General features: G+C 55.7%; 20 protein-coding genes. 6 read left to right on the top strand and 14 right to left on the bottom strand.

Annotated elements, in window-relative coordinates; genetic code table 11:
* Positions 1 to 33 precede the first annotated feature (33 nt).
* Positions 34 to 831, top strand: a complete 798-nt coding sequence (locus tag KZZ10_RS05265) for an IclR family transcriptional regulator (RefSeq protein ID WP_259660443.1) — start codon at positions 34 to 36, stop codon at positions 829 to 831.
* On the opposite strand, the gene KZZ10_RS05260 is transcribed toward KZZ10_RS05265, so the two are convergent.
* Genes KZZ10_RS05260 through KZZ10_RS05245 form a run of 4 tightly spaced genes read right to left on the bottom strand, consistent with a single transcriptional unit; the run spans position 800 to position 4,832 of the window.
* A complete protein-coding gene (locus tag KZZ10_RS05260; RefSeq protein WP_259660442.1) occupies positions 800 to 2,317 on the bottom strand; it encodes an amidohydrolase family protein in 1,518 nt (505 codons plus the stop codon). The genes KZZ10_RS05265 and KZZ10_RS05260 overlap by 32 nt on opposite strands.
* On the bottom strand, positions 2,298 to 3,548 hold the full coding sequence (locus KZZ10_RS05255) for a TIGR03862 family flavoprotein (RefSeq protein ID WP_259660441.1): 1,251 nt from the start codon (positions 3,546 to 3,548) through the stop codon (positions 2,298 to 2,300). Before KZZ10_RS05255 ends, KZZ10_RS05260 begins: the two co-directional genes overlap by 20 nt.
* Positions 3,549 to 3,583: 35 nt before the next feature.
* Complete coding sequence (locus KZZ10_RS05250; protein ID WP_259660440.1) at positions 3,584 to 3,937, bottom strand: RidA family protein; 354 nt, start codon at positions 3,935 to 3,937, stop codon at positions 3,584 to 3,586.
* Between the two features lie 19 nt (positions 3,938 to 3,956).
* Entirely contained in the window at positions 3,957 to 4,832 is an 876-nt protein-coding gene (locus KZZ10_RS05245; RefSeq protein WP_259660439.1) for a dienelactone hydrolase family protein, read from the bottom strand.
* A 92-nt stretch (positions 4,833 to 4,924) separates the two neighbouring features.
* Between KZZ10_RS05245 and KZZ10_RS05240 the strand changes: the two genes are divergently transcribed.
* Positions 4,925 to 7,078 (top strand): acetate--CoA ligase family protein, encoded by a 2,154-nt coding sequence (locus KZZ10_RS05240; protein ID WP_259660438.1) that lies wholly within the window; start codon positions 4,925 to 4,927, stop codon positions 7,076 to 7,078.
* Here KZZ10_RS05240 and KZZ10_RS05235 read toward each other — a convergent pair whose 3' ends face one another.
* The 5 genes from KZZ10_RS05235 to KZZ10_RS05215 all read right to left on the bottom strand — a co-directional run bounded on the left by KZZ10_RS05235 (position 7,079) and on the right by KZZ10_RS05215 (position 11,598).
* Positions 7,079 to 8,836: an IlvD/Edd family dehydratase gene (locus KZZ10_RS05235; protein ID WP_259660437.1), complete on the bottom strand. Its 1,758-nt coding sequence runs from the start codon at positions 8,834 to 8,836 to the stop codon at positions 7,079 to 7,081. It abuts the gene before it with no gap.
* Positions 8,837 to 8,921: 85 nt separating this feature from the next.
* The gene (locus tag KZZ10_RS05230; protein ID WP_259660436.1) at positions 8,922 to 9,701 is read right to left on the bottom strand and encodes an SDR family oxidoreductase; all 780 of its coding nucleotides are present in this window, start codon (positions 9,699 to 9,701) and stop codon (positions 8,922 to 8,924) included.
* A gap of 71 nt (positions 9,702 to 9,772) precedes the next feature.
* Complete coding sequence (locus KZZ10_RS05225) at positions 9,773 to 9,961, bottom strand: hypothetical protein (RefSeq protein ID WP_259660435.1); 189 nt, start codon at positions 9,959 to 9,961, stop codon at positions 9,773 to 9,775.
* Between the two features lie 119 nt (positions 9,962 to 10,080).
* On the bottom strand, positions 10,081 to 10,554 hold the full coding sequence (gene ssb / locus KZZ10_RS05220) for a single-stranded DNA-binding protein (RefSeq protein WP_259660434.1): 474 nt from the start codon (positions 10,552 to 10,554) through the stop codon (positions 10,081 to 10,083).
* A gap of 123 nt (positions 10,555 to 10,677) precedes the next feature.
* On the bottom strand, positions 10,678 to 11,598 hold the full coding sequence (locus KZZ10_RS05215; RefSeq protein ID WP_259660433.1) for a LysR family transcriptional regulator: 921 nt from the start codon (positions 11,596 to 11,598) through the stop codon (positions 10,678 to 10,680).
* A 116-nt stretch (positions 11,599 to 11,714) separates the two neighbouring features.
* Here KZZ10_RS05215 and KZZ10_RS05210 point away from each other — a divergent pair, with 116 nt between their 5' ends.
* Positions 11,715 to 12,593: a TauD/TfdA dioxygenase family protein gene (locus tag KZZ10_RS05210; protein ID WP_259660432.1), complete on the top strand. Its 879-nt coding sequence runs from the start codon at positions 11,715 to 11,717 to the stop codon at positions 12,591 to 12,593.
* A 57-nt stretch (positions 12,594 to 12,650) separates the two neighbouring features.
* Entirely contained in the window at positions 12,651 to 13,628 is a 978-nt protein-coding gene (locus KZZ10_RS05205; protein ID WP_259660431.1) for a Bug family tripartite tricarboxylate transporter substrate binding protein, read from the top strand.
* A 15-nt stretch (positions 13,629 to 13,643) separates the two neighbouring features.
* Here the strand turns inward: KZZ10_RS05205 and KZZ10_RS05200 are convergent, their stop codons facing one another.
* Complete coding sequence (locus tag KZZ10_RS05200; RefSeq protein WP_259660430.1) at positions 13,644 to 14,834, bottom strand: MFS transporter; 1,191 nt, start codon at positions 14,832 to 14,834, stop codon at positions 13,644 to 13,646.
* Between the two features lie 85 nt (positions 14,835 to 14,919).
* Between KZZ10_RS05200 and uvrA the strand changes: the two genes are divergently transcribed.
* A complete protein-coding gene (uvrA, locus tag KZZ10_RS05195) occupies positions 14,920 to 17,829 on the top strand; it encodes an excinuclease ABC subunit UvrA (RefSeq protein WP_259660429.1) in 2,910 nt (969 codons plus the stop codon).
* On the opposite strand, the gene KZZ10_RS05190 is transcribed toward uvrA, so the two are convergent.
* From KZZ10_RS05190 to KZZ10_RS05175, 4 genes are read right to left on the bottom strand one after another with little or no spacing between them, the layout of a single operon-like run.
* Entirely contained in the window at positions 17,812 to 18,624 is an 813-nt protein-coding gene (locus KZZ10_RS05190; protein ID WP_259660428.1) for a hypothetical protein, read from the bottom strand. The genes uvrA and KZZ10_RS05190 overlap by 18 nt on opposite strands.
* Before the next feature lie 13 nt (positions 18,625 to 18,637).
* A complete protein-coding gene (locus KZZ10_RS05185; RefSeq protein WP_259660427.1) occupies positions 18,638 to 19,789 on the bottom strand; it encodes a deoxyguanosinetriphosphate triphosphohydrolase in 1,152 nt (383 codons plus the stop codon).
* Between the two features lie 19 nt (positions 19,790 to 19,808).
* Positions 19,809 to 20,888, bottom strand: a complete 1,080-nt coding sequence (aroB, locus tag KZZ10_RS05180; protein ID WP_259660426.1) for a 3-dehydroquinate synthase — start codon at positions 20,886 to 20,888, stop codon at positions 19,809 to 19,811.
* Positions 20,876 to 21,469 carry a shikimate kinase gene (locus KZZ10_RS05175; RefSeq protein WP_375372546.1) on the bottom strand — a complete coding sequence of 198 codons (594 nt, stop codon included), beginning with the start codon at positions 21,467 to 21,469 and terminating at the stop codon, positions 20,876 to 20,878. Before KZZ10_RS05175 ends, aroB begins: the two co-directional genes overlap by 13 nt.
* Before the next feature lie 202 nt (positions 21,470 to 21,671).
* Here KZZ10_RS05175 and KZZ10_RS05170 point away from each other — a divergent pair, with 202 nt between their 5' ends.
* Positions 21,672 to 24,086, top strand: a complete 2,415-nt coding sequence (locus tag KZZ10_RS05170) for a penicillin-binding protein 1A (RefSeq protein WP_259660424.1) — start codon at positions 21,672 to 21,674, stop codon at positions 24,084 to 24,086.
* Positions 24,087 to 24,096: the final 10 nt, after the last annotated feature.

Raw genomic sequence — 24,096 nt, 5'->3', positions numbered from 1 at the left:
GGACTACCATTAGTCCATATTATGAACCCTTCAATGACTGCCCCTACCGCTGCCATCAAATCTGGCACGCAAGTTGTTCAACGGGTCGCCGCCCTATTGCGCAGCGTATCGGCACGCAATCGCCTCGGCGCCCGTCTGATCGACTTGTGTACAGAAGTCAATATCGAGCGCCCAACAGCGCACCGGATTTTGCAGGGACTCGTGTCTGAAGGCCTCATCCGTCAAGACGAAACCAGCAAGCGCTATTTTCTGGGCAGCATGATCTACGAGATGGGTCTCGCGGCAAGCCCGCGAACCAATATGCGCGACTTGTGCCACGCACACCTGCAACAGATTGCGCAAGCGACAGGCGACACCGTTTTTCTGACCACTCGTGCAGGCTTTGATGGAGTCTGTATTGATCGGGCTGAAGGCGCCTTCCCCATCAAAGTATTTGTTCTCGAGGTGGGTCGCCGACGGCCGCTGAATATTGGCGGCGGTGCACTAGCGATTCTGAGCTTTCTGGACGACAACGAGATCGAACGCATCCTGAGCATCAACAAAGAACGCTGCGCGGAAAAGTTCCCAAACTACTCAGAAGCGGAAGTACGCAAAATCATTGCTCGCGCGCGAGCGCGTGGGTTTGTCATAAGCGATGCAGTCGAGCTGCCAGGTGTGCGCACAATTGCATTTCCAATCTTCGACAAGAACAACCACCCCGTTGCCGCCATCAGTGTGGCCACGCTAAGCCAGCGCATGGACAAGGGTCGCAGCGATCTGGCGATCTCATGCATCACCAAAGCCATCGAGCAGATTCAGCCTACGCTGCTGACGATGGAAGACGGGAATTAACGTACCCGTAGGCCATGTTGGTCCGGCCTTCACCGTGCTTGTCATAAATCGCTTTGCCGCTCGCAATTTTGTCGCCTGTCACAGCGGCGCGCTGTGCGGCAGTGACGCCATACAGCCGCGCATTGTTTTCACCAAAAATTGCACTCTTGATAGGGCCATCCGCAGGACCGAGTGGCTTTAGGCCGTAACGCTTTTGCAGCTCTTCGGGGATCTCAATGCGACGCAAGGCTTCAATTTGCCACTGTGGTGCTCCGGTCCAAATGGCATCTGTGCCCCAACACACGTGATCGGCACCGAGCCCGGCCACGAGTTGTCCCATCATGACGGCCGACACACGTGGGTCTGCAATGGTCGACTGTGCGAAGAGCTGTCCAACGTCGGCATAGACATTCGTCACACCGTGTTTCGCAGGGATTTCAGCGAGATCGGTCACCCAGTCGATGCGGCCTGTTTTTTCAAACTGCTCCCACGCGTTTGCAGCACCGTTACCGCCACCATAGCGATAGCCACCGTGATAGATGATGAAATTAAGCTGCGGCCAGTCTTTGGCCGCCTTCGCCACATCATCTACTTTAGAATTGCGCAGCAAATGCGGAAACTGTTTCTCAACAGAGGGCGGAAACAAGCCTTTGTGAATACAAACGTTTTTTAAACCCGCTTTGGCAAACTTCTCATACGCGGGATACACCAACTTTTCATCATCGAGTAGCCAAGGGTGCTTCGACAGATCTTTATGCGTGTTGTCGCCGATGGTGTAGCCCTTGAAGGAGTCGGGCTTTAAGACCTCGATCGCACGATCAATTTCCTCAAGCCATCCCGCATACCCGGGTGTGAAGATCGCATGCGCATAGGCGCGCTTGGCGCCAGCAATCCCATTGATCGTCGCGCGAGCGTTGGCTTTCATATCGTTGGTCAAAAACCAATCGCCTGGCTTCTCGGATGGCGCACCGCTAATGCAGGCAATCTTGGTATCACTATCAAGATAAATTTCTTTCAGATAATTTGCGAACTTTAAATCTTCAAGTGTTTGCGGCTTGCCAACCAGGGCAGGGTTCCATCCCGCCTTACCGACTGCTTCACGGCTACGCACAAAACCTGCAAGGCTGGTGTCGTCGCGCAAGAAGTGGGTGTGCATATCCATAATGAACTGCCCGGATAGCCCACGCGCACGCTCTGCCGCCATCTCTGGGGTCGCCGCTTCGGCTTGAGACACACCAAAAATCGGACCATAGGTTTCGTTCATCGCGAGAAATGCTGCAGCCATTCCCGAGGCTGTCTTAAAAAACTTTCTGCGTGTGAGGCCTTGATGCTTGGACAGCTCTGCGCCAATTTGTTTGACGCGCAATTCATATTCTTTTTGTTTGAGTGTCTGTGGCGCTGGAGAAAACTCATCGCTCGACACAGCTTGAACGGGAATCGGTGCGGGGTAAATGGACGACTCCGCCGGCATCAATGCTGCAAGTTCTTCAGGACTTAACATGCTCATCAGATTTGCTCCTGGTACGTTGGTTTAACCAAGTCACAACACTTAAGCCGGCCATCCGGCCGCTCGCCAAAACGCCATTGAGCAAGTACCCGCCCGTTGGGGCTTCCCAGTCGAGCATCTCGCCTGCGACGAATATACCGGGGTGCTCGCGCAGCATCAAGCCCGCCGTCAAGCCTTCAAACATCACACCACCAGCAGTGCTGATCGCTTCGTCTATTGGACGGCACGCCTGCAAGGTGATGGGCAGGGCTTTTATCCCTGCGGCCAGGGCAGAGGGACGATCGAACGCTTCAGTGGGTAAGCATTCACGCAGCAGCGTCGCCTTCACGCCTTGAATACCTAAGCGTGAGCGCAAGTGGGATGACATCGAGCGCGTGCCGCGACCGTGCGCGACTTCTTCCAGCACTTTCTCTGGGCTGTGATCCGGCAAAAGATCAACATATAAGGTCGCTGCTCCGCACTGCAAAATCTGTGTGCGTAGCGCGGCCGACAATGCATAGATGGCGCCTCCTTCGAGGCCATGCTCGGTGACCATGCATTCACCACGCAGCGCTGCAGCGTGCCCCCCATCCGTCCAAAACGTTGCGGTCTTAAGTGGCTGACCTGCACACTTGTCGATAAAGTGTTGCGACCAGTTGGTTTCGAAGCCGCCGTTACTCGGCAGCAGTGGAGCAAGTGCCACGCCCTGTTCTTCTAGCCAGGGCCACCACGCCCCGTCCGAACCGAGCTTGGCCCAGCTGCCACCACCCAACGCAAGAATCGTCGCATCCGGTGTGCTCGTGACTTCACCTTTAGGTGTTTCAAAGCGCAGTGCGCGCTCCGCATTCCAACCGAGCCAGCGATGTCGCATCAAGAACTGTACGCCTTGACCACGTAAGCGATGCATCCAAGCACGTAACAAAGGCGCGGCTTTCATCTCGGCCGGAAAAACACGGCCAGAGCTGCCGACAAAGGTGTCGATATTTAGTGCGTGCACCCAGGCACGCAACGCAGCCGCATCGAATGAGGCTAACAAGGCAGACATCTGCGGTGCGCGCTCGGCATAGCGCGATACAAATAAATCGGCGGGTTCGGAGTGGGTGATGTTCAACCCACCGCGACCTGCCATTAAAAACTTGCGTCCCGCAGAAGGCTTGGCTTCATAGACCTGAACCTTCAAGCCTTGTTCTGCCAATACTTCTGCAGCCATCAATCCTGCAGGCCCGGCCCCAATGACAGCAACTGTTACCAAAACGACTCCGGGCTCTGAGGAAAAAATACTTCAGACTATTTTTTAGCAGCCGAGACAATGACCTCAACCAACAGGTCAGGCGCTGCCAGCTTGACTTCGCCTGTTGCGCGTGTGGGCAGTGCGTTCTTAGGTGCCCACTCGGCCCAAACAGAGTTCATGCCTGCAAAGTCTTTGGTGATGTCCTTTAACCAAATCTGTACAGTCAGCAAATGGTGCTTATCTGTACCAGCGCTGGCTAGGTGACCATCGATTTTTGCGAAGACGTCGCGCGTCTGGGCCACGATGTCGCCTTTGACGCTTGAGGTGATTCCAGCGACATAGACGGTCTCACCATGAATCACGACACGGCTCAACCGCTCGTTGGAATCAATGCGGGTAATTGCACTCATGTTGCTACTCCTTGATCAATTAAAGATATTTTTTAAACCAGGCCTGCGCTTTATCCCAGGCTTCTTTCGCTTCAGTCGCGCGATAGCTAGGACGATAGTCAGCGTGGAAGGCGTGTGGCGCTTCTGGGTAGACGATGAAGCTCGATGCTTTGGCTGCCGCTGAACCGCTTGTAAGCGCAGTCTTCATCTGGTCAACCGTTGCGACAGGAATGCCAGTGTCTTTACCACCATACAAACCAAGCACGGGGGCTTTCATCTGACCCGCGATGTCGACCGGTTGCGAGGTACGCAAAGCATCTTTATCGCCTACTAAGCGGCCGTACCAAGCCACGCCTGCTTTCAGGTTTGGATTGTGTGCGGAGTACAGCCATACGATACGACCACCCCAGCAGAAGCCGGTGATCGCGAGGCGCTTGGGATCACCACCATTTGCAGCGGCCCACTTAGCAGTTGCATCCAGATCGCTCATGACTTGTGCGTCAGGCACTTTATTGACGATCTCCGAAAAAATCTTGGCGTTCTCGGTGAACTTGGAGGGGTCACCCTGGCGCGCGTACATCTCAGGCGCGATCGCAAGGTAGCCCAGTTTTGCAAAACGTCGGCAAACATCTTTGATGTGCTCATGCACACCGAAGATTTCTTGAACAACCAGAATGGTGCCAAGGTTGGTCTTGCCAGCAGGGGCTGCACGGTAAGCGGGGATGGTGCCATCAGCAACAGGGATTTTGACTTCGCCCGCAGTCAGTCCGTTCGTGTCAGTCGTAATGACGGTCTGCGCCATGACGGGACCGGCAGCGAGCGTGAAGCCGCTCATGAGCGAGGTCGCCAAAAAGCCCCGGCGGTTCAGTGTCAAAGGTGGCAACAGGCTATCGAATTCTGGGCTAGGTTTATTCATGGCAGGTCTCCAGTGAGGGGGCAAAGCGAGATGATTCAGTGTAGCTGTAATATTGGAAAAACAACCACTACATATCAGCAGACAAGCAAATTATGAGCACCGCTAAAAGCACCGCAGCCGCCTCACCCACTTCTACGACACGCGCACGCCCGAGCGACCGGTCCCGCATCGCCAAATTACTTAACCCTAATTCAGTCGCGGTCATTGGCGCCTCTGATGATCCATCCCGCATCGGGGGTAGGCCGATCTCGTACATGCGCAGCCAGGGCTACGCCGGCAAGATTTTTCCGGTCAACCCAAATCGTGCAACGGTGCAAGGGCTCACTGCCTACCCGAGCGTCGCAGCTCTACCCGAAACACCTGATGTCGCAATTGTCATTGTGCCGGCCAGTGCTGCGCTTGAGTCTGTGACTGCGCTTGCCGAACGCGGCTGCGCCGCTGCCATCTTGTTCACCTCTGGCTTTGCCGAGATCGGACCAGAAGGTGCGGCCGCCCAAGCCAAGCTTGTCGAGGCGGCACATGCGCACGGCATGCGACTGATCGGACCGAACTCGCTTGGGCTGATTAATCCTTGCAAACATTTTTATGGGACGTTTGCGACAGGCTGTGAGCTGGCGTTTCCGAAAGCAGGTGGTGTTGCGATTATCAGTCAGTCGGGGGCTTATGGCGCACACTTGATGGCGGTGGCTACTGCCAACGATATCGGTCTGTCTGCGGTGATTCTGACCGGCAACGAAGCAGACCTCACGGTTGGCGATATGTTGCAAATGGTAGTGGATGACCCAGATACGAAAGTCATCATGTTGTATTCAGAAGGCATCAAAGAAGCCGCAGGCCTGGTGGCGGGCCTTGAGGCTGCACGCCGCGCACGCAAGCCCGTGCTGATGATGAAGGTCGGGCGCAGTGCGGTGGGTAGCGCCGCGGCACAGTCCCATACAGCCTCGATCGCTGGTGACGACCGCGTTACCGATGCGGTGCTGAAAGAACTTGGTGTAGTGCGCGTACAGACCACCGAACAAATGCTAGATATCGCACGCTTAGCCACACGCGGTGTCTACCCAGCGAACAATACACTTGGCGTGATTACCGTGAGCGGCGGCGCCGGTGTGATCATCTCGGACGCGGCCGATGCGGTAGGGCTGCCTATGCCCGCGATGCCACAGGCCTCGCAAGAGCGCTTGCTCAAACTATTGCCGTTTGCCGCACCACGCAACCCCGTGGATGTGACCGCGCAATATCTGAACGAGATGTCACTCATTAGTACCTTTACCGACGCGCTGATCGCAGAGGGCAAGTACACCTCGATCCTCGGTTTCTTTACCTACACCGGGGGTGTGGCCAGCATTGCGCCGCGCCTGCGCGAACAACTAAAGATCGCTCGCAATAAACATCCTGATTGTATTTTTGCACTGTCGCTGATGGCCTCACGGGACTTAATCAGACAGTACGAGGAAGATGGCTTCGCAGTGTTTGAGGACCCATCACGCGCCGTGGTCGCAATTGAAGCGATGGGACAGTTTGGTCGCGCGTTTGCCAAGCCTGCTGGGCTACCTGCACCGATCGTTGGACCCGTGCAACTGCCCGCTAGCAATCCAAGTGAAGCAGCGGCAAAGCAATTACTCGCCTCTGCAGGGATTGCTTCTGCACCAGAAGAGGTTTGCACCACGATCGATGCGGCAGTGCGTGCCGCAGAGAAAATAGGCTTCCCCGTTGTGATGAAAATCGTCTCGCCCGATATTTTGCACAAGTCAGAAATCGGTGGCGTATTGCTCGATATCGTCGACGCAGATGGCGTGCGTGCTGGCTTTAATTTATTGATGCAGCGAGGAAAAACGGCGGCGCCTCAAGCACGTCTCGACGGCGTGCTTGTCGCCAAGCAACTCAAAGGTGGTGTCGAATGCATTTTGGGTATTCACCAGGACCCGGTGTTCGGCCCTGTCGCGATGTTTGGGCTCGGTGGGATCTTTGTCGAGATCCTGCAAGACGTGGTGTTACATCGCTGCCCTTTCGGAACCGATGTGGCCGAGCAAATGATTCGCTCCATCAAGGGTGCGCCGTTACTGGAGGGAGCGCGAGGCCGACCCAAGGCCGACATCAAAGCGTTGGCTGAGATGCTGTCGCGCTTGTCTGCCTTTGCCGTTGCTGCAGGTCCACGCCTGCAATCCATCGACCTCAACCCCGTGCTCGCCATGCCTGAAGGGCAAGGCGCTTACGCAGTCGATGCAGTGATCGAGGTCACGGAGTAACTAAGTCTTCGGGATCTTGGTGGTCATGGGGGGCATCAAGAAATCAAAGTCCACACCTTGATCGGCTTGCGTCACGCTCTGTAAAAACAGCTTGCGATAGCCGCGCGAAGCGGTTGGTACGACGACGGGCTTGGCGGCACGGCGACGTGCAAGCTCTTCATCACTGACCAACAAAGAAAGCTCGCGCTTTTCAACGCTCAAGCGAATCCGGTCACCGCTTTGCACATACGCCAAGGGCCCACCGATGGCAGACTCAGGCGTCACGTGCAAGACGATGGTGCCAAACGCAGTGCCACTCATGCGCCCATCTGAAATCCGGACGATGTCCTTGACGCCGGCGATCGCTAACTTCTTTGGAATCGGCATATAGCCTGCTTCGGGCATCGTGGCGCCTTTCGGACCAATGTGCTTAAGCACAAGAATGTCGTCGGCCGTGACATCTAAGTCCGGCGTGTCGATTCGGTTTGCCATGTCCTCAAGGTTCTCAAAGACAACTGCGCGGCCCTCATGCTCCATCAACTTGGGGTGTGCGGCAGACTGCTTGATGATGGCGCCGCCTGGAGCAAGATTACCCTGCAAAACAGCGATGCCACCTTGAGGATAGATGGGGTTCTTGGCTGTTCTGACCACGTCTTGTTTAAAACCAGGACCCGCTGCCTCAATCTCTTCGCCGAGCGTGCGGCCAGTGACTGTCAACGCATCGAGGTGCAACAAAGGCTTGAGTTCACGCAGCAACGTAGCCATGCCACCCGCGTGGTGGAAGTCTTCCATGTAGTGCTGACCCGAGGGCTTCAAATCAAGCAGCACGGGGGTTTCCCGGCCCATGCGATCAAGTGCTTTGAGATCCATCTCAAAGCCCATACGGCCTGCAATCGCAGTTAAGTGCACGATAGCGTTCGTTGAACCGCCAATTGCCAACAAAACGCGCATCGCGTTTTCAAAGGCCTTCTCAGTGAGCACTTTGTCGATGGTTAAACGCTTACGCGCGATTTCGACCGCGATTGTGCCGCTTTGCTCGGCTACGCGAATACGATCTGCGGTCACGGCCGGTGGCGAAGCACCACCAGGCACCGTCATACCAAGCGCCTCAGCAATACAGGCCATAGTGCTCGCAGTACCCATGACCGAACAGGTGCCTACACTTGCCACGAGCTGGCTGTTGACCTCGGCGATTTCTTCAGCGCCGATCTCTTCGGCACGGAACTTGCCCCAATAGCGACGACAGTCCGTACAGGCACCAACACGCTCGCTGCGATACGAGCCTGTCAACATTGAACCGGTAATTAACTGCACAGCAGGCAACCCTGCTGAGGCCGCACCCATCAACTGAGCGGGAACCGTCTTGTCGCAGCCACCAATCAATACAACGGCATCCATGGGCTGGGCGCGTAGTAGTTCCTCCGTATCCATCGACATTAAGTTACGCAGGAACATGCTGGTAGGCTGCGAAAAACTTTCGTGGATTGAAATCGTCGGGAAGTCCATGGGCAAGCCGCCGGCCAACATAATGCCGCGTTTAACAGCTTCAATCAGTTGAGGGGCATTGCCGTGGCAGGGGTTGTAGGAGCTTCCGGTGTTGGTGATGCCAATGACGGGACGCTCGAGTGCCGAATCTGTGTAACCCGCACCTTTAATAAAGGCCTTACGCAAAAACAACGAAAACCCGCGATCACCATAATTCGCTAAGCCCTTCGATATGCCGTCTTCACTTGCTGCTGGGTTAACCGAGTGGCCTTTCTTGTTATTGTCTTGTGACATGTGCATGCACCTGAAAAAAGTGTTTGGCTGAATCTTTATGTGGCTGAATCGTAGCCTTTTTTAGCGCTTGATTGACCTTATAGGCTTAGAGCGTACCCGGATACGTGCCGCCATCTAGCACCAAATTTTGTCCGGTCATAAAACCTGCGCCAGCACTGCACAAAAAAGCACAGGCTTGACCAAACTCAGCGGGCTCACCGAAACGACGCGCAGGGACAGTCGCTTTGCGTGCGTTTTGAATTTGCTCAACCGTCTGGCCACTCGCTTTTGCACGCACGACCGCATTCTGAGTAAGACGATCGGTCGCGAACGGACCCGGCAAGAGGTTGTTAATCGTAACGTTGTGCGACACGATTTGACGCGCAAGGCCCGATACAAAACCGGTGAGGCCTGCGCGTGCACCGTTTGACAGGCCAAGCGACTCAATCGGTTGCTTAACTGACGCGGAAGTGATGTTAACGATGCGGCCAAACTTACGCTCGATCATGCCGTCTACGGTGGCGCGAATCAGTTCGATCGGTGTGATCATGTTGGCATCAACGGCGGCGACCCAATCATCACGACTCCAGTCACGAAAATCACCCGGCTTGGGGCCACCTGCATTGGTCACCAAAATATCGGGATTTGGGCAGAGCTCCAACACTTTTGCACGGCCCTCTGGCGTCGTGATGTCGGTAGCAATGGTGCTGACGTTCACGCCGGTCTCGGCACGGATGGCTTGGGCAGCCGCTTCGAGAGCCTCGGCACCGCGCGCAAGCATCAGAACATTGACACCCTCGCGCGCGAGTTGCTGTGCACAGGCTAAACCAAGGCCTTTACTCGAAGCGCAAACGATTGCCTGTCTACCGCGAATTCCTAAATCCATGATGTCCCTTTGTTTGTTTAATTGTTATGCACTTTCTATTTTGATCACAGTATTACATGTGTGCACTGCGGTTAAAACACTTTGGCAAGCCTTGCGATCGCAGTCATCATCGCTGCGAGGCCCGTGAGCTGAATTCCGATCATCCACATAAACTTACGATCAACGTCGGTGCGTAACTCCGCGACCGAACGATCGAGCCGATCAATGGATTTCGTGTTTTGATCCACGAGAACTTCAAGGGTGGTGATGCGTTTTTCCATACCGTGATGGTACGGAAGTCTTGCGCCGAGCGCAACGAAACGAGGAGAGTTTTGCGCGCTGTTCGGCTCACTATTTTGTAAGCAAGCATGACAGCGCGCGCAGCTTGAGTTAGCTGGATTTAAAACGGAATGTCGTCATCCATATCAGCCAGATTGGCGCCGCCGGCTGCAGGAGCGGCTGGACGCTGCGCTTGGGGGGCGCGAGCTGCTGGACGTGGCGCACCTTCGCCACCACCCATCGAACCACCCTCGGCACCATCACGCCCACCCAGCATTTGCATTTGGTCTGCGATGACTTCGGTCGTGTACTGATCGACGCCTTCTTTGTTCTGCCACTTGCGTGTTTTGAGTCGACCTTCAACATAGACAGGGCGACCTTTGCGCAAGTATTCGCCGGCGATCTCAGCGAGACGGTTGTAGAACACCACGCGATGCCATTCGGTTTCTTCGCGGCGCTCGCCCGAGGTTTTATCTTTCCAGTTGCTGGTAGTCGCAATCGACACGTTACAAATGGCCGCACCATCTGGGCTGTAACGGACCTCGGGGTCGCGTCCAAGATTACCAACCAAAATCACTTTATTGACCGAGGCCATGCCGATCTCCGTATATAAAAAAAACTGCGCTATTCATCAATGCCCTATCGGGCTCGTACTAAATGCCATCATGGCCGAACTAGCAAACCAACGCCAGCCGCAAAACTACGCAATTGAGACAGTTTACGGTACGTTTTGAAAGGCGTGCCAATCCGCTGCCGAGAACCATTGTCGTAAAAAATCCAGAAAAGTGCGCACCTTAAGGGGCAAATTCTTCCGGCTTGGGAATACCGCATAAATATCGACGCCAATTGGCTTGTACTCGGGCATCACGCTGACCAGGCGCCCCGCGTGAATATCCTGCAACACCATATAGGTGGGATGCATGGAGATTCCGTGTCCGAGCAGGGCTGCGTGGCGCAGCGGCTCACCAAAGTTCGCACGAATCGTGCCGCGCACGCGCACGCTGGTCTTGCCTTCGCTTTCGTTGAGAAAAGTCCAGATGTTGGTGGGTGACTTTAATGCGTGCACCATGCAATCGTGTCCGGCGAGATCGGCGACCGCCTTCGGTGTACCGCGGCGGGCCAGGTACTCTGGCGAGGCCACGAGCAGCTGGGGCACCACCGCCAAACGATGCGCGACGTGCGAGGTGTCTTTCAGGCTAGACGCAATGCGCACGGACATGTCCAGCCCCTCGGACACCAAGTCACTGCGCCCATCGTCAAGATAAAGCACCACCTGGATGTCCGGATGGGTGGAGGAAAAGGCGGTGATGATGGGTATGAGGTGAAAAGCGCCAAACGAGGGGGGCGCCCCCAGGCGCAACACTCCTTTAGTCTCTTTTACAGACTGTCGAACTGCAGCCTCAACCCCCTCAGCGCGTTCCAGCAGCTCGCGTCCATTTTCCAGGAGCGACAGGCCGGACTCGGTCAGACTGACGCTTTTGGTGGTGCGGGTGAGCAATTGCGCACCCATGGTTTGCTCAAGCCAAGCGATATGTTTGGTGACATTGCCCTTGGCCATGCCTAAGCGCTGCGCCGCCCCCGAGAAGCTCAGCCCTTGGGCGACCTCTATAAACACTTCAATCGCACGCAGTTTGTCCATGACTTTCGAAGCATTGTTTCTAAATTGAGAACAGTAAATTCACGGTTGTATTCTAGCGAAAACATGTTCAACCCGATAGACTGCGTCATCTTTAGGCCATATTGAGGTCGCTCACCATGCAAGTTACCCCCAGCGGACAAGGGCTAGGCGCCCGCGTTGAGCAGTTTGACTTGTCAAACCCCCTGTCGCATGCCGACTACAAGGCGATCGAGGGCCTTTTGGGCAAATTTGGGGTGCTTTGTTTCCCAAAGCAGAACTTGACTGCACTTCAGCTTAAAGATTTCAGCAGTTCGTTTGGTACGCTAGAGGTCAATGTTGCCAATATGTATCAAGAGCCGGGGATCCCGGAAGTCATGATCCTATCCAACAAAAAAACCGACGATGGCAAGCCGATTGGGCTTGGTGATGCCGGCCAAGACTGGCACACCGACATGTCGTATAGCAAGATGATTGCATTTACGAATGTGCTCTACGGCCTGGAAATCCCGCAGCGCGATGGTGTGCCCTTGGGAGGCACAGAGTTTTCGAATATGCGCGCTGCCTATTTGGCCTTGCCAGAAGAAATGAAAATCAAGCTTGAAGGCAAGACGATCTTGCACGACTTCAACAAGTTTTGGGAAAACATGCGCAAGCAGCCAGGCTGCACGCGCCCGCCGCTGACCGAGGCGCAGCGTAAAGCCAAACCGCCTGTATCGCATCCGGTTTTTCTGACGCACCCAATTACTGGCGAAAAGATTCTTTACGCCAACCCAGGTTATTCGATGCAGATTAACGAGTTGCCCACCGAAGAGAGCGACCGTATTCTGAACTTCTTGTTCGAGCATCAATTGCAGCCGCAGTTTCGCTATCGGCACCGCTGGACGGCGGGGGATGTGCTGATGTGGGACAACATGGGAACGATCCATAACGCCATTGCAGATTATGGCCCGGACGAGCACCGCTTTATTAAGCGTTGCCAAGTCATGGCGGATCGGTATTTTCCCTTGGCGGCATAGTCGGAAGGTGTAGCGACTGTTACGCTAGGGCCACAATATTTTTTCTGGAAGAGACACATGAAAAAGCTCGTTCTGAGCGCTTGTTTAGCGTTCACCGCTGCGCTGCCGTTGACCGCATCGGCACAATCAGCAACTTACCCCACTCAACCCATCAAGATGCTAATCGGCTTTGCGGCCGGTGGTCCGACAGATGTGATTGGTCGCATCCTCGCGCAACACATGACGGCGACGATGGGTCAGTCGGTTGTCGTGGAAAACCGCACAGGTGCGAACTCGCTGATTGCCACGCGCGAGGTCGCCAAGGCGAAGCCTGATGGTTATACGGTTTTGTTTGCTTCGCTCTCGCACAACGTAAATCGTTTGCTGTTGAATGAGAAAGCAGAATACGAACCGCTGGGAAGCTTCGCGCCAGTGTCACTCGTCGCGAATCTGCCGTTGGTTGTCGTCACTGCTTACGACGCACCCTACAAGACATTGCAAGACTTGATCGCCGCGGCCAAGAGCAAGCCTGAAGCGGTGAGCTATGGCTCAGCCGGCAATGGCGGCTCGGCGCATCTAGCTGGTGCCTTGATGGCCACAATGACAGATACAAAAATGGTGCACGTTCCCTTCCGTGGCAACGCGCCAGCGCTGACCGAAGTGATGGCCGGTCGCGTGTCGTTTATGTTTTATCCGATGATTGGCATTGCGGGTCACGTGGCAGACAAGCGCCTGCGCGTACTTGCCGTGGGCTCGTCCAAGCCAATGCCTGATTTCCCAGGTGTACCGACGATGGATGCTTCGGGGTTTCCTGACTTTGAACAAACGGCCCCCTGGGTCGGCATGTTGGCCCCCGCAGGCACACCCAAAGCGATTGTTGATCAGTTAAACGCTGCGCTCAAAAAGGCGTTAGCACAACCCGAAATCATCAAGCGCATGAAAGATCTTGGGGCATCGCCTATCGGCGACACGCCTGAAGAGTTCCGGGCGTTTCTCGTGAAAGACAGCGAGCGCTGGGCGCGTGTGATTAAGGCCTCGGGAATCAAGGCCGATTAAGACTGGGCAGGACGGTCAAGACCGAGGGGCGAAAGGCTTTAAGCCCCAGGTCACAATAAGCCAAACCGCAGCCAGGGCGCTGGCTGACCAAAACACTGCGGTGGCACCACCCCATACGATCAGGCTGCCACCTAACGCGCCGCCCAAGAACAGGCCGGTCGCTTGGGTGGTGTTGTAGAAGCCCAACGCCAACCCTTTAAGTTCAGGTGGTGCAACGCGCGATACAAGCGAGGGTTGCAGCGCCTCGAGCACATTAAACATCACAAAGAATGCTGTCAGGCCAAACGCCAGAAGATAAAAACTTTGGCTGGCCCACGCCAAAAACGCACAGGCTAGCACCAAGCCGGCAACCGCTAAGCGCAACATGGCACGGTGGGCGTGGCGTTTTTCCGCGACAAAAATGGCCGGGACCATAAAAATGAACGAGCCAAAAATCACGGGCAAATAGACTTTCCAGAGCTCGGCGGCTGTCAGTCCGCCGAGTTTAAGGAACAACGGCGGCACCGCTACAAAGAGCGCCACCTGGATCAAATGCAAACAAAATACACCAAAGTTCAAACGCAATAAATCGGTGTTAGTGAGCACTTGCATAGGCTTAGCGGGCTTTGCAGGCTTAGGCTGTGGTGGTGCGAGTGGGATCATGAAGCGGGCAACGGCTAGGCAGACGACCCCAAGCAAGGCGATAGTCCAAAACAGACCTGCCAAGCCAGCCGAGCCAACAATCAGGGGGGCGAGGACCAAAGCGAGTGCAAAAGATAATCCGATCGAACCACCGACCATGGCCATGGCCCGCGTACGGACTTCGGGGCGCGTCACATCGGCGAGCCAGGCAGTCACGGCCGCAGAAATTGCGCCCGACCCTTGAATCGCCCGGCCCAGCGTGACCCAGTAAATATCCGTCGACAAAGCACAGACCACGCTGCCCAGCACAAACAAGACGAGGCCGAACAACACCACCGGACGTCGCCCCCAGCGGTCAGAAGCCAGCCCAAACGGGATTTGCATAAAGGCCTGGGTCAGCCCATACATGCCGAGCGCCAAACCAACTCGAGCAGGATCATCGCCGCCCGCGAGCGACTGCGCAGCAACGGCAAAAACAGGTAACAGCAAAAACAGCCCCAGCATTCGGGCGGCAAAGAGCCCGGCCAGCGCAAAGCTGGCACGCCGTTCGGTCGGAGTCAGGGCCAAAGAAGGGGTTTTAGGCATCAAGGTTTGAATTGTTTCTGTAGGGTTGGCATACGTGTTTCACGCCAGCACGGTATAGTACCAAGTTACCTTTTGAAAACGTGTCATGGACGAAATCCGCATCCGGGGTGCCCGCACCCACAATTTAAAGAACGTGTCGCTCGATCTGCCGCGTCATCGGCTGGTTGTCGTGACCGGGCTTTCGGGGTCGGGCAAATCGTCTCTGGCCTTTGATACGCTCTACGCTGAGGGCCAGCGGCGCTACGTGGAAAGCCTCTCGGCGTACGCACGCCAGTTTTTGCAGTTGATGGACAAGCCTGATGTGGATCTGATTGAGGGTCTGTCGCCCGCGATCTCCATCGAGCAAAAGGCCGCAGGCCACAATCCGCGGTCGACGGTCGGCACCATTACCGAAATCCACGACTATCTGCGCCTGCTGTACGCCCGCGTCGGCACACCTTATTGTCCAGACCACGGTTTGCCTTTAGCGGCACAGAACGTCAGCCAAATGGTCGACAGTGTGATGGCCTGGCCCGCCGAAAAACGCCTGGCGATTCTTGCGCCGGTGGTGCGTACCCGCAAGGGCAGCTTTGATGATGAGTGTGCAAGCCTGCAAGCGCAAGGTTTTGTGCGTGTGCGCGTCAACGGCGAAATGGTCGACCTCGACAGCATGCCGGAGCTCAACAAAAACGAGAAACACGACATTGACGTGGTGATTGATCGGTTGCGTATCAAACCAGAAAGCAAGCAGCGTCTGGCCGAAAGCTTTGAAACGGCACTCACACTTGCCCAGGGCCGTGTCATTGCGCTGGACATGGATACCAACGAAGAGCACTTATTCTCAAGCCGTTATGCGTGCCCAGTGTGTAGCCACAGTCTGCCGGAGCTTGAACCAAGACTCTTCAGCTTTAACAATCCGGTGGGTGCGTGTCCGAGTTGTGATGGTTTGGGTCATATGGGCTTTTTTGATCCGAAACGTGTGGTTGCGTTCCCAGAACTCAGTCTGGGCTCGGGTGCCATTCGCGGCTGGGATAAGCGCAACGCGTTTACGTTCTCGATGTTGTCGAGCCTGGCAACGCATTACGAATTTGATATTGAGGCTACCTGGGAAAGTCTGCCTGACCACCTGCAAAAAATTATTTTGCACGGCTCGGGTGAGGTTGAAATCCCGTTCTTTTATCTAAATGAAAAAGGCCGCAGCACCGTTAAGCGTCATGCGTTTGAGGGTGTGATCCCCAATTTAGAACGCCGCTGGAAAGAAACCGATTCGTCTGCCGTACGAGAAGAGCTAGGTAAGTATCGCGCGGTACAAACCTGCCCGGCTTGCCACGGCTCGCGGCTGCGCCCCGAAGCGCGTCATGTGCGGATTGGGGACGAACATATTGCGCCACCTACAAGTCTTGGTGACAGCGCTACAGCCCGTGCGTGGCAAGAGCGCGGTCTGGCGATCTATGAGGTCGAAGCGCAGCCACTTTCGCAGTGCTTGAAATGGTTTCAACAGTTGCAGCTCACCGGAGCGCGCCAGGAAATCGCACAACGTATCGTGCGAGAAATCGAAGCGCGCCTGAGTTTTCTGAACAACGTGGGTCTGAATTACCTTTCGCTGGATCGCAGCGCCGACACCATTTCTGGTGGCGAAGCGCAGCGCATCCGATTAGCAAGCCAGATTGGCTCGGGTCTAACCGGTGTCATGTATGTACTGGACGAGCCTTCGATAGGCTTGCATCAACGCGATAACGATCGGCTAATCGCGACGCTACACCACTTGCGCGATCTAGGTAATAGTGTGATCGTTGTCGAGCACGATGAAGACATGATCCGCCAGGCAGACTGGGTCGTCGATATGGGTCCAGGCGCCGGCGCACACGGCGGACAAATTGTTGCCGAAGGCACGCCGCAACAAATTGAAGAAAATCCTGCTTCACTCACGGGGCAATATATGAGTGGGGCGCAAGCAATTGCAATTCCATCGCGTCGTCCAATGGATGAAGAACAAGCTTGGCTATCGCTCACTGGCTGCCGCGGCAATAATCTTAAAGCGGTTGAACTACGCATTCCAGCGGGTAAGTTTGTGTGCGTTTCGGGTGTATCAGGCTCAGGCAAGTCAACGCTCATTAACGATACTCTCGCGATTGTGATGTCGCGTGCGCTGCATCACGCACAAAGCGAACCGGCACCGTATGACGGGATGACCGGGCTTGAACATTTCGATAAAGTCATCAGTGTTGACCAAAGCCCGATCGGTCGTACGCCACGGAGTAACCCGGCGACCTATACAGGGCTCTTCACACCCATTCGCGAACTCTTTGCGGGTGTGCCCGAATCACGCTCGCGTGGCTATGATCCGGGCCGCTTTAGCTTTAACGTGAAAGGCGGGCGCTGCGAAGCGTGTCAGGGCGACGGCGTCGTGAAAGTAGAAATGCATTTTCTACCGGATATGTATGTGCCTTGTGACGTGTGCGTGGGCAAACGCTATAACCGCGAGACACTCGAGATTCGCTATCGTGGCCGCAACATCCATGAGGTTCTAGACCTGACAGTGGAGCAGGCCCTTGCGTATTTCGAGGCGGTTCCAGCCATCGCGCGCAAGCTGCAAACGCTGATGGACGTTGGTCTGTCTTATTTGCGTCTGGGGCAAAGTGCGACGACGCTTTCGGGCGGTGAGGCGCAGCGCGTCAAGTTATCGCTTGAGCTCTCACGACGCAGCACGGGTCGCACACTATATATTCTGGACGAACCCACGACAGGGTTGCATTTCCACGACATCGCGTTGTTGCTCGGTGTGTTGAATCAGCTTGTCGAGGCAGGCAATACGATCGTCGTAATCGAACATAATCTGGATGTCATCAAGACGGCAGACTGGGTGATCGATATGGGACCGGAGGGCGGCGATGGTGGCGGCAGAATCGTGGCCCAAGGTACGCCTGAACATATTGCCGCCACAAGCGAAAGTCATACGGGCCATTACCTCGGTCGTGTCCTGGCCCGTCAGTCTGGATCAGGGCAAGCCAATTAGCCGTAATTGCACGGCTGACATACTCGCGCACTGACCGGACTCGCGCAGCGGCAAGACAGAGTCGCAGGCCTGGCCTTCGGCAAAGGCGCCGGCTTCAAAAGGACGCCCGATATCGACTTCACGTCCTGGGGGGCGCGTACCATCCCAGCGCCCCCAAGAAATTTTGACGCGCGTGGACTGTCGGCATCCCCCTTGTGTTTGGCCGTCACAGGCATTGAGCAATGCAGTGAGTGCAGCGCCAGCCGAGGGATGGCCGCACACGGCAGCTTGAGCCTGCATGATGCCGCCGCCCTCAACCGTTCCTTGCTCAGACACAACAGACGCCAACCAGCCTGGCGCGCAGGTGCTTTCGACCGCAACCTTAGGCGCAGGCCGGCTGCTGGTGCGCTGAAAATACGCGGTGACCTGACTACTTGCCTCTTGTCCGGCACGCGTATCGGCAAAGGCCAGAATACATTGGTCACCCGACGCCGCTGGCTGACAAACCTGCACAAGCACTAGCTGATTTAAATTGTTGCTACCCCGCGAACCAGACACAAGAACTGCCGCGCCAGTTCCTGGTGTGGCTGCACCAGCTGCCTGTGGCGTCGTCTGGGTGGCAGCGTTGGCTGCCTCGAGCGAGACTGGCGCGATTTCGGTCGACCGCTGAGGAGCGATCGGTGTCGCCACGGGAGCAACGGCGGCATTAGGCGCCGCATTATTGATCGGCGCAGGTGGCTGAGACGAGCAAGCCGACAAGACGCCAAGCGTGGCGCACATTGCAGCCGAAAGAATGGGTTGCGTGAAGCGCATCATGAAAACTCCTTGGTTAATCAAACTGATCGCCCATGCGAAACAGGCGGTGATGCTCGCGAATCGCATAACGATCGGTCATTCCTGCAATGTAATCTGCAATCGCACGAGCCTGACGCATTTCGTCTTCATGGCGATAGTCAGGCGGCAACAATCTAGGCTCGTGTACAAAGGCACTATACAGCTCGCGCACAATCCGACGCGCTTTGTTAGTCATGCGCATCACTTTGTAATGACGATATAGATTCTCAAACAAAAAAGTCTTCAGATCATCGGCTTCTTGCCGCACCGTGCCTGAAAACGCCACGAGTGCACCACTGCGACGCGCCACGTCGGCGTCGGCAGGCGCGGCAGCGGCAAGCCTAGCAGCAGTCGTCTGCGTGACATCGGTAATCAATGTGTTGATCATGCTGCGAATAGTTTCCGCAATCACACGTCTTGATGCGAGCCCAGGCCACTTTTTTTCTACTTGCGCATAGTGTCGAGCAAAGATCGGCACCGCTTGTAATTGCTCGACTGTTAACAGACCTGAACGCAAGCCATCATCGATATCGTGATTGTTATAGGCGATTTCATCCGCCAGATTCGCGAGCTGTGCCTCAAGTGAGGGCTGTGTGCGATCAATGAACCGCTGACCGATATCCCCCAAGCGTTTCGCGTGCGCAAGCGAGCAATGCTTGAGCACGCCTTCACGCGTTTCAAAACAAAGGTTCAGGCCATTAAAAGCAGCATAGCGCTCTTCGAGTTCGTCGACGACGCGCAAGCTCTGAAGATTATGTTCAAACCCTCCCGCGTCTGGCGCATATTCACGCATGCACGCATTGAGCTCATCTTGCCCAGCATGACCAAACGGGGTGTGGCCCAAGTCGTGCGCCAACGCAATCGCCTCAGTTAGATCTTCGTTAAGGTGAAGGCTGCGCGCCAAGACGCGAGCAATCTGCGCGACTTCGAGTGAGTGTGTCAGGCGCGTACGGAACAGATCGCCTTCGTGATTAATAAAAACCTGCGTTTTATATTCAAGTCGACGGAACGCACCTGCGTGAATAATACGATCGCGATCGCGTTGAAACTCGCTGCGATTACCCGGTGCAGGCTCGGGATGACGCCGTCCACGGCTTGACTCTGGACGACACGCGTATGCAGCAAGCTCTGGTGTCGGATCCGGCATCGCTACTCCAGGGAATGATTTAATCTGTATTGCGCAAAATCACTCGCGCCACGGTTTCAGCCGGCGCACCGCGACGAATCGTTTCGCCAATCTGCGGCATCATAATGAAACTGATTTCACCGGCTTCAGCCTTTTTGTCACCGCGCATCAAACGCATCCACTCCTCGACGCCACCCAGCCGTGGGCCACGGGTAGGGCAACCAATCGCCGCGACGAGGGCGCGCACGCGCTCTACATCCGCGGCAGGAAAGCCAAACATTTCAGCAGACAGGTCAGCCGCCATCACAAGCCCACAGCCTACCGCTTCGCCGTGCAGCCACTGACCGTAGCCCATCCCTGCTTCGATCGCGTGACCAAAGGTATGGCCAAGATTCAAAATCGCCCGCAAGCCGGTTTCACGTTCGTCCTTTGAGACAACCCACGCTTTGTATTCACACGAGCGACGAATCGCCTCAGCCAGCAGCACTGGGTCGCGCGCGCGCAGTCCCGCTACGTTTTTTTCACACCAGGCAAAAAATTCTGCATCCAGTATCAGGCCGTACTTGATCACCTCAGCCAGACCCGCGGACATCTCACGGTCAGGCAAGGTGTTAAGTACGTCAGTATCGATTTCAACGGCGATCGGTTGGTAAAACGCGCCGATCATATTTTTGCCAAGCGGATGGTTGACCGCTGTCTTGCCACCTACAGAAGAGTCTACCTGGGACAGTAAGGTCGTAGGCACCTGAACAAAGCGCACACCACGCATGTACACGGCGGCAGCAAAGCCGGCCATATCACCAATGACACCGCCACCAAGCGCGACGATGACGGTGCGACGGTCAAGCTGCGCACCGAGCATGGCATCAAAAATCAGATTCAATGTTTCCCAGCTTTTGTGCGCCTCGCCGTCGGGCAAAACGATCGGCACGATACGCTTGCCAGTGGCGGCCAAGATCTTAGTTACCTGCTCGCCCATCAGACCCTGAATAACAGGATTGGTGACTAACGCGATGGTCGTCGCGTCAGACGGGATAGATTCAGCCAGGGCATTGAGTCGGCCGCTAGCAATATGGATGGGATATTTTCCGCCCGGGGTGGCGACGGTTACGGTGTGCATGGTTTGTTCTCAGCAGTATGGCTCGCTGCAAAATCAGCCCGCATGTTCTCTGATGAGTTTGCTGGCCGGCTTTGCGCAGAGCGGTCGATAGGTTTGTCGAGCTGTTTGAGTCGGTCGACGATCTGAAGGACAAGCTGCCCGACTGACATGGTGCCCGTATCAACGGTCAGATCAGCGACCTCCTGATACAGGGGTTCACGTGCTTCGAGCAAAGACCGCAAGGTTCCCTTGGGATCAGGCGTGGCCAGTAAGGGGCGATTGCGATCCCGGCTCGTGCGTCGAAAGAGCTCGTCCACACTGGCACGTAGGTAGACGACCAACCCGCGGGTGCGCAAGGCACTGCGGTTTTCGGCCGCGATTACTGCGCCACCACCGGTTGCCAACACAATATCGGGACGGACCGTGCAATCATCAAGCACCTGGCACTCGCGCTTACGGAACCCTTTTTCACCTTCGATCTCAAAGATGACTGGGATGCGAACACCACAGCGGGCTTCTAACTCATGATCCAGATCGAGAAAATCACGTCGCAAGGCTCGAGCAAGCGCCTTGCCGATCGTAGTTTTACCCGCCCCCATCATGCCCACTAAGAAAATCGGCGTGTCATGGCCCAGCGCACGCAAGGGCAGCTCTGGCACAACGCTGTCTACAGATGCGTGGGGCTCGCTGTGTTGGGGCGACTCGGGAACGGATTCGTGACTCATAGCAACATTATCCCATTGACCGTCCCGAGACACCAATAGATTGGGGCAAACCCGCGCAAAACCTTTAAAATTACACGCAATGAGCAAATCCAATCCCCCCCGCGATGACGACGACCTACCAGACGAAAAGCCTAAGGGCTCGTTTCTGGTTAGGTTCATACTGAAACTATCAATCTTGTCGGCTGGTCTGGCATTATGCGGCGCCTTGCTGTTTGGAATGGCCATGGCGCTCGCCTGGCCGAACCTGCCAGACTTGAACGCCATGACGGACTATCGGCCACGCGTCCCCCTGCGCATCTTCACCTCCGACAAAGTGATGATCGGTGAATTCGGCGAAGAGCGACGCAACGTACTGCGCTTTAACGAAATCCCCGACATCATGAAATCGGCCGTACTATCGGCCGAGGATGATCGGTTTTATCAGCATGGCGGCATCGACTGGCTTGGCGTCGTACGGGCTGGTTTGACCAACCTGATTTCTATGCAAAAGTCACAAGGTGCCAGCACAATCACGATGCAGGTGGCGCGTAACTTTTATCTGTCCTCCGAAAAGACGTATTCGCGTAAATTTTATGAGCTACTGCTGACCTTCAAAATTGAAGCCAGCCTGTCGAAAGACCAGATTCTTGAGCTCTACCTGAACCAAATCTATCTCGGCCACCGTGCGTATGGCTTTGCCGCCGCGTCTCGCACCTATCTAGGCAAATCACTTTCAGACATCACCCCGGCCGATGCGGCTTTGCTCGCGGGGATTCCAAAAGCACCCTCGCGCTTTAACCCAATCGCCAACAAGCCGCGCGCCGTACAGCGCCAACGCTATGTGTTGGGACGTATGCACTCCCTGGGTTACTTGACCGATGCGGAATACAAGGCGGCACTGGCGCAGCCGGTTATCATCAAATCCGCAGAAGGTACGCCTGCAGGGGGGTATGCAGTACATGGCGAGTACGCCGCGGAACTCGCACGTCAGTTGATGATTAGCGTATACCCAGACAACGTGTATTCGCGCGGCCTTAATGTCTACACGACGATTCACTCTAAAGATCAAGAGTGGGCCTATCAGGCGCTGCGCGAGGGTGTGTTGGACTACACGCGCCGTGCACCTTATCCAGGTCCCGAAGCGCAACTGACGTTGCCGGTCGGTTTGGAAAAAGACCCCGTTAAATTTGATGAGTTTTTAGATGGTGTATTTGATAAGCATCAGGATCGTACCGAAATGCTTATTGGTGTCGTGCTGTCTGTTGCGCCCAATGAAATCAAGGTTGCACGCAGTGCGAGTGAAGTCATTACCGTGAACGACAAGCGTGCGCTGAGTGTGATTGCACGTGCGTTGAACCCCAAAGCCCCCGCAAACTTAAAGCTTCAGCGTGGCTCGGTGGTGTATCTGCACAAAGCGCCGGAATACTGGGAAATCCTGAACCTGCCAACTGTACAAGCGGCTTTTGTGTCAATGACGCCACAAGACGGCGCGCTGCGCGCAATGGTCGGGGGCTTTGATTTCTATCACGGCAACTTCAACCGTGTCACCCAGGCATGGCGCCAGCCAGGCTCGTCGTTTAAGCCCTTCATTTATGCAGCCTCTCTCGAGCGTGGCTTAACACCCGGCACCTTGATTTCGGATCAGCCGTTTGAACTCACCGCGGAACAAACGGGCTCAGGTAAAGCGTGGACACCCAAAAACTACGGGGACCAATACGACCAGATGCTCACCATGCGCGAAGCGATCGCGCGGTCAAAGAATATGGTGTCGATCCGCATCTTGCAGTCGATTGGGCCGCAATACGCGCAGGAATATGTCTCACGCTTTGGGTTTGATAAGTCACGCCACGCGGCCGTGCTGCCAATGGCCTTGGGCTCGGGTTCGGTTACACCCATGCAGCTCGCGACTGGTTTTTCAGTATTTGCAAACGGCGGCTATCGCGTGACGCCTTTCCTGATTGATCATGTTACGGATGCAAACGGTCAGACTCTGATGCGCGCCAAGCCGGTGATTGCTGGTGATTCAGCAGCACGCGCCATCGATGCCCGCACTGCCTATGTGATGGACGATATGCTTCGCGGGGTGGCAACCTCGGGGACGGCGGCACGTTCGCGCCAAGTACTCAAGCGTGGGGATCTCGCCGGCAAGACTGGCACGACCAACGATTCGGTTGACGCCTGGTTTGCGGGCTATACGCCCCAACTAGTTGGCGTAGCCTGGTTGGGCTACGACCAACCAAAATCCTTGGGTTCGCGAGAAACAGGAGGTGGCGCTTCGCTTCCGATTTGGCTGGGCTACATGCAAAATGCCCTCAAGACCTTCCCCGAGCAAAAGCGTGGTCCTTTGCCCGAGGGCTTGATTTCCGAAGGTGGCAATCTTTACTTCAAAGAATTTCCACCCGCGGAAACCGTCAAGCGCCTGGGGGATCCCAATCAGGACTCACTTGGCGACTTTTTGAATAATCTTGGTGGAAACCGAGGCGGTTCAGGTCGTCGCCCAGACCCAGGGGGTTGATACCCCCCAA

Source organism: Zwartia hollandica, assembly GCF_019923725.1.
GTDB classification, from domain to species: domain Bacteria; phylum Pseudomonadota; class Gammaproteobacteria; order Burkholderiales; family Burkholderiaceae_B; genus Zwartia; species Zwartia hollandica.
This window is presented reverse-complemented; position numbering and strand designations above follow the sequence as displayed.

Coding starts and splice junctions, on each gene's coding strand:
- KZZ10_RS05265 (WP_259660443.1), top strand. CDS start 34: ATGACTGCCCCTACCGCTGCCATCAAATCTGGCACGCAAGTTGTTCAA.
- KZZ10_RS05260 (WP_259660442.1), bottom strand. CDS start 2,317: ATGAGCATGTTAAGTCCTGAAGAACTTGCAGCATTGATGCCGGCGGAG.
- KZZ10_RS05250 (WP_259660440.1), bottom strand. CDS start 3,937: ATGAGTGCAATTACCCGCATTGATTCCAACGAGCGGTTGAGCCGTGTC.
- KZZ10_RS05245 (WP_259660439.1), bottom strand. CDS start 4,832: ATGAATAAACCTAGCCCAGAATTCGATAGCCTGTTGCCACCTTTGACA.
- KZZ10_RS05240 (WP_259660438.1), top strand. CDS start 4,925: ATGAGCACCGCTAAAAGCACCGCAGCCGCCTCACCCACTTCTACGACA.
- KZZ10_RS05235 (WP_259660437.1), bottom strand. CDS start 8,836: ATGTCACAAGACAATAACAAGAAAGGCCACTCGGTTAACCCAGCAGCA.
- KZZ10_RS05230 (WP_259660436.1), bottom strand. CDS start 9,701: ATGGATTTAGGAATTCGCGGTAGACAGGCAATCGTTTGCGCTTCGAGT.
- KZZ10_RS05225 (WP_259660435.1), bottom strand. CDS start 9,961: ATGGAAAAACGCATCACCACCCTTGAAGTTCTCGTGGATCAAAACACG.
- ssb (WP_259660434.1), bottom strand. CDS start 10,554: ATGGCCTCGGTCAATAAAGTGATTTTGGTTGGTAATCTTGGACGCGAC.
- KZZ10_RS05215 (WP_259660433.1), bottom strand. CDS start 11,598: ATGGACAAACTGCGTGCGATTGAAGTGTTTATAGAGGTCGCCCAAGGG.
- KZZ10_RS05210 (WP_259660432.1), top strand. CDS start 11,715: ATGCAAGTTACCCCCAGCGGACAAGGGCTAGGCGCCCGCGTTGAGCAG.
- KZZ10_RS05205 (WP_259660431.1), top strand. CDS start 12,651: ATGAAAAAGCTCGTTCTGAGCGCTTGTTTAGCGTTCACCGCTGCGCTG.
- KZZ10_RS05200 (WP_259660430.1), bottom strand. CDS start 14,834: ATGCCTAAAACCCCTTCTTTGGCCCTGACTCCGACCGAACGGCGTGCC.
- uvrA (WP_259660429.1), top strand. CDS start 14,920: ATGGACGAAATCCGCATCCGGGGTGCCCGCACCCACAATTTAAAGAAC.
- KZZ10_RS05190 (WP_259660428.1), bottom strand. CDS start 18,624: ATGATGCGCTTCACGCAACCCATTCTTTCGGCTGCAATGTGCGCCACG.
- KZZ10_RS05185 (WP_259660427.1), bottom strand. CDS start 19,789: ATGCCGGATCCGACACCAGAGCTTGCTGCATACGCGTGTCGTCCAGAG.
- aroB (WP_259660426.1), bottom strand. CDS start 20,888: ATGCACACCGTAACCGTCGCCACCCCGGGCGGAAAATATCCCATCCAT.
- KZZ10_RS05175 (WP_375372546.1), bottom strand. CDS start 21,469: ATGATGGGGGCGGGTAAAACTACGATCGGCAAGGCGCTTGCTCGAGCC.
- KZZ10_RS05170 (WP_259660424.1), top strand. CDS start 21,672: ATGAGCAAATCCAATCCCCCCCGCGATGACGACGACCTACCAGACGAA.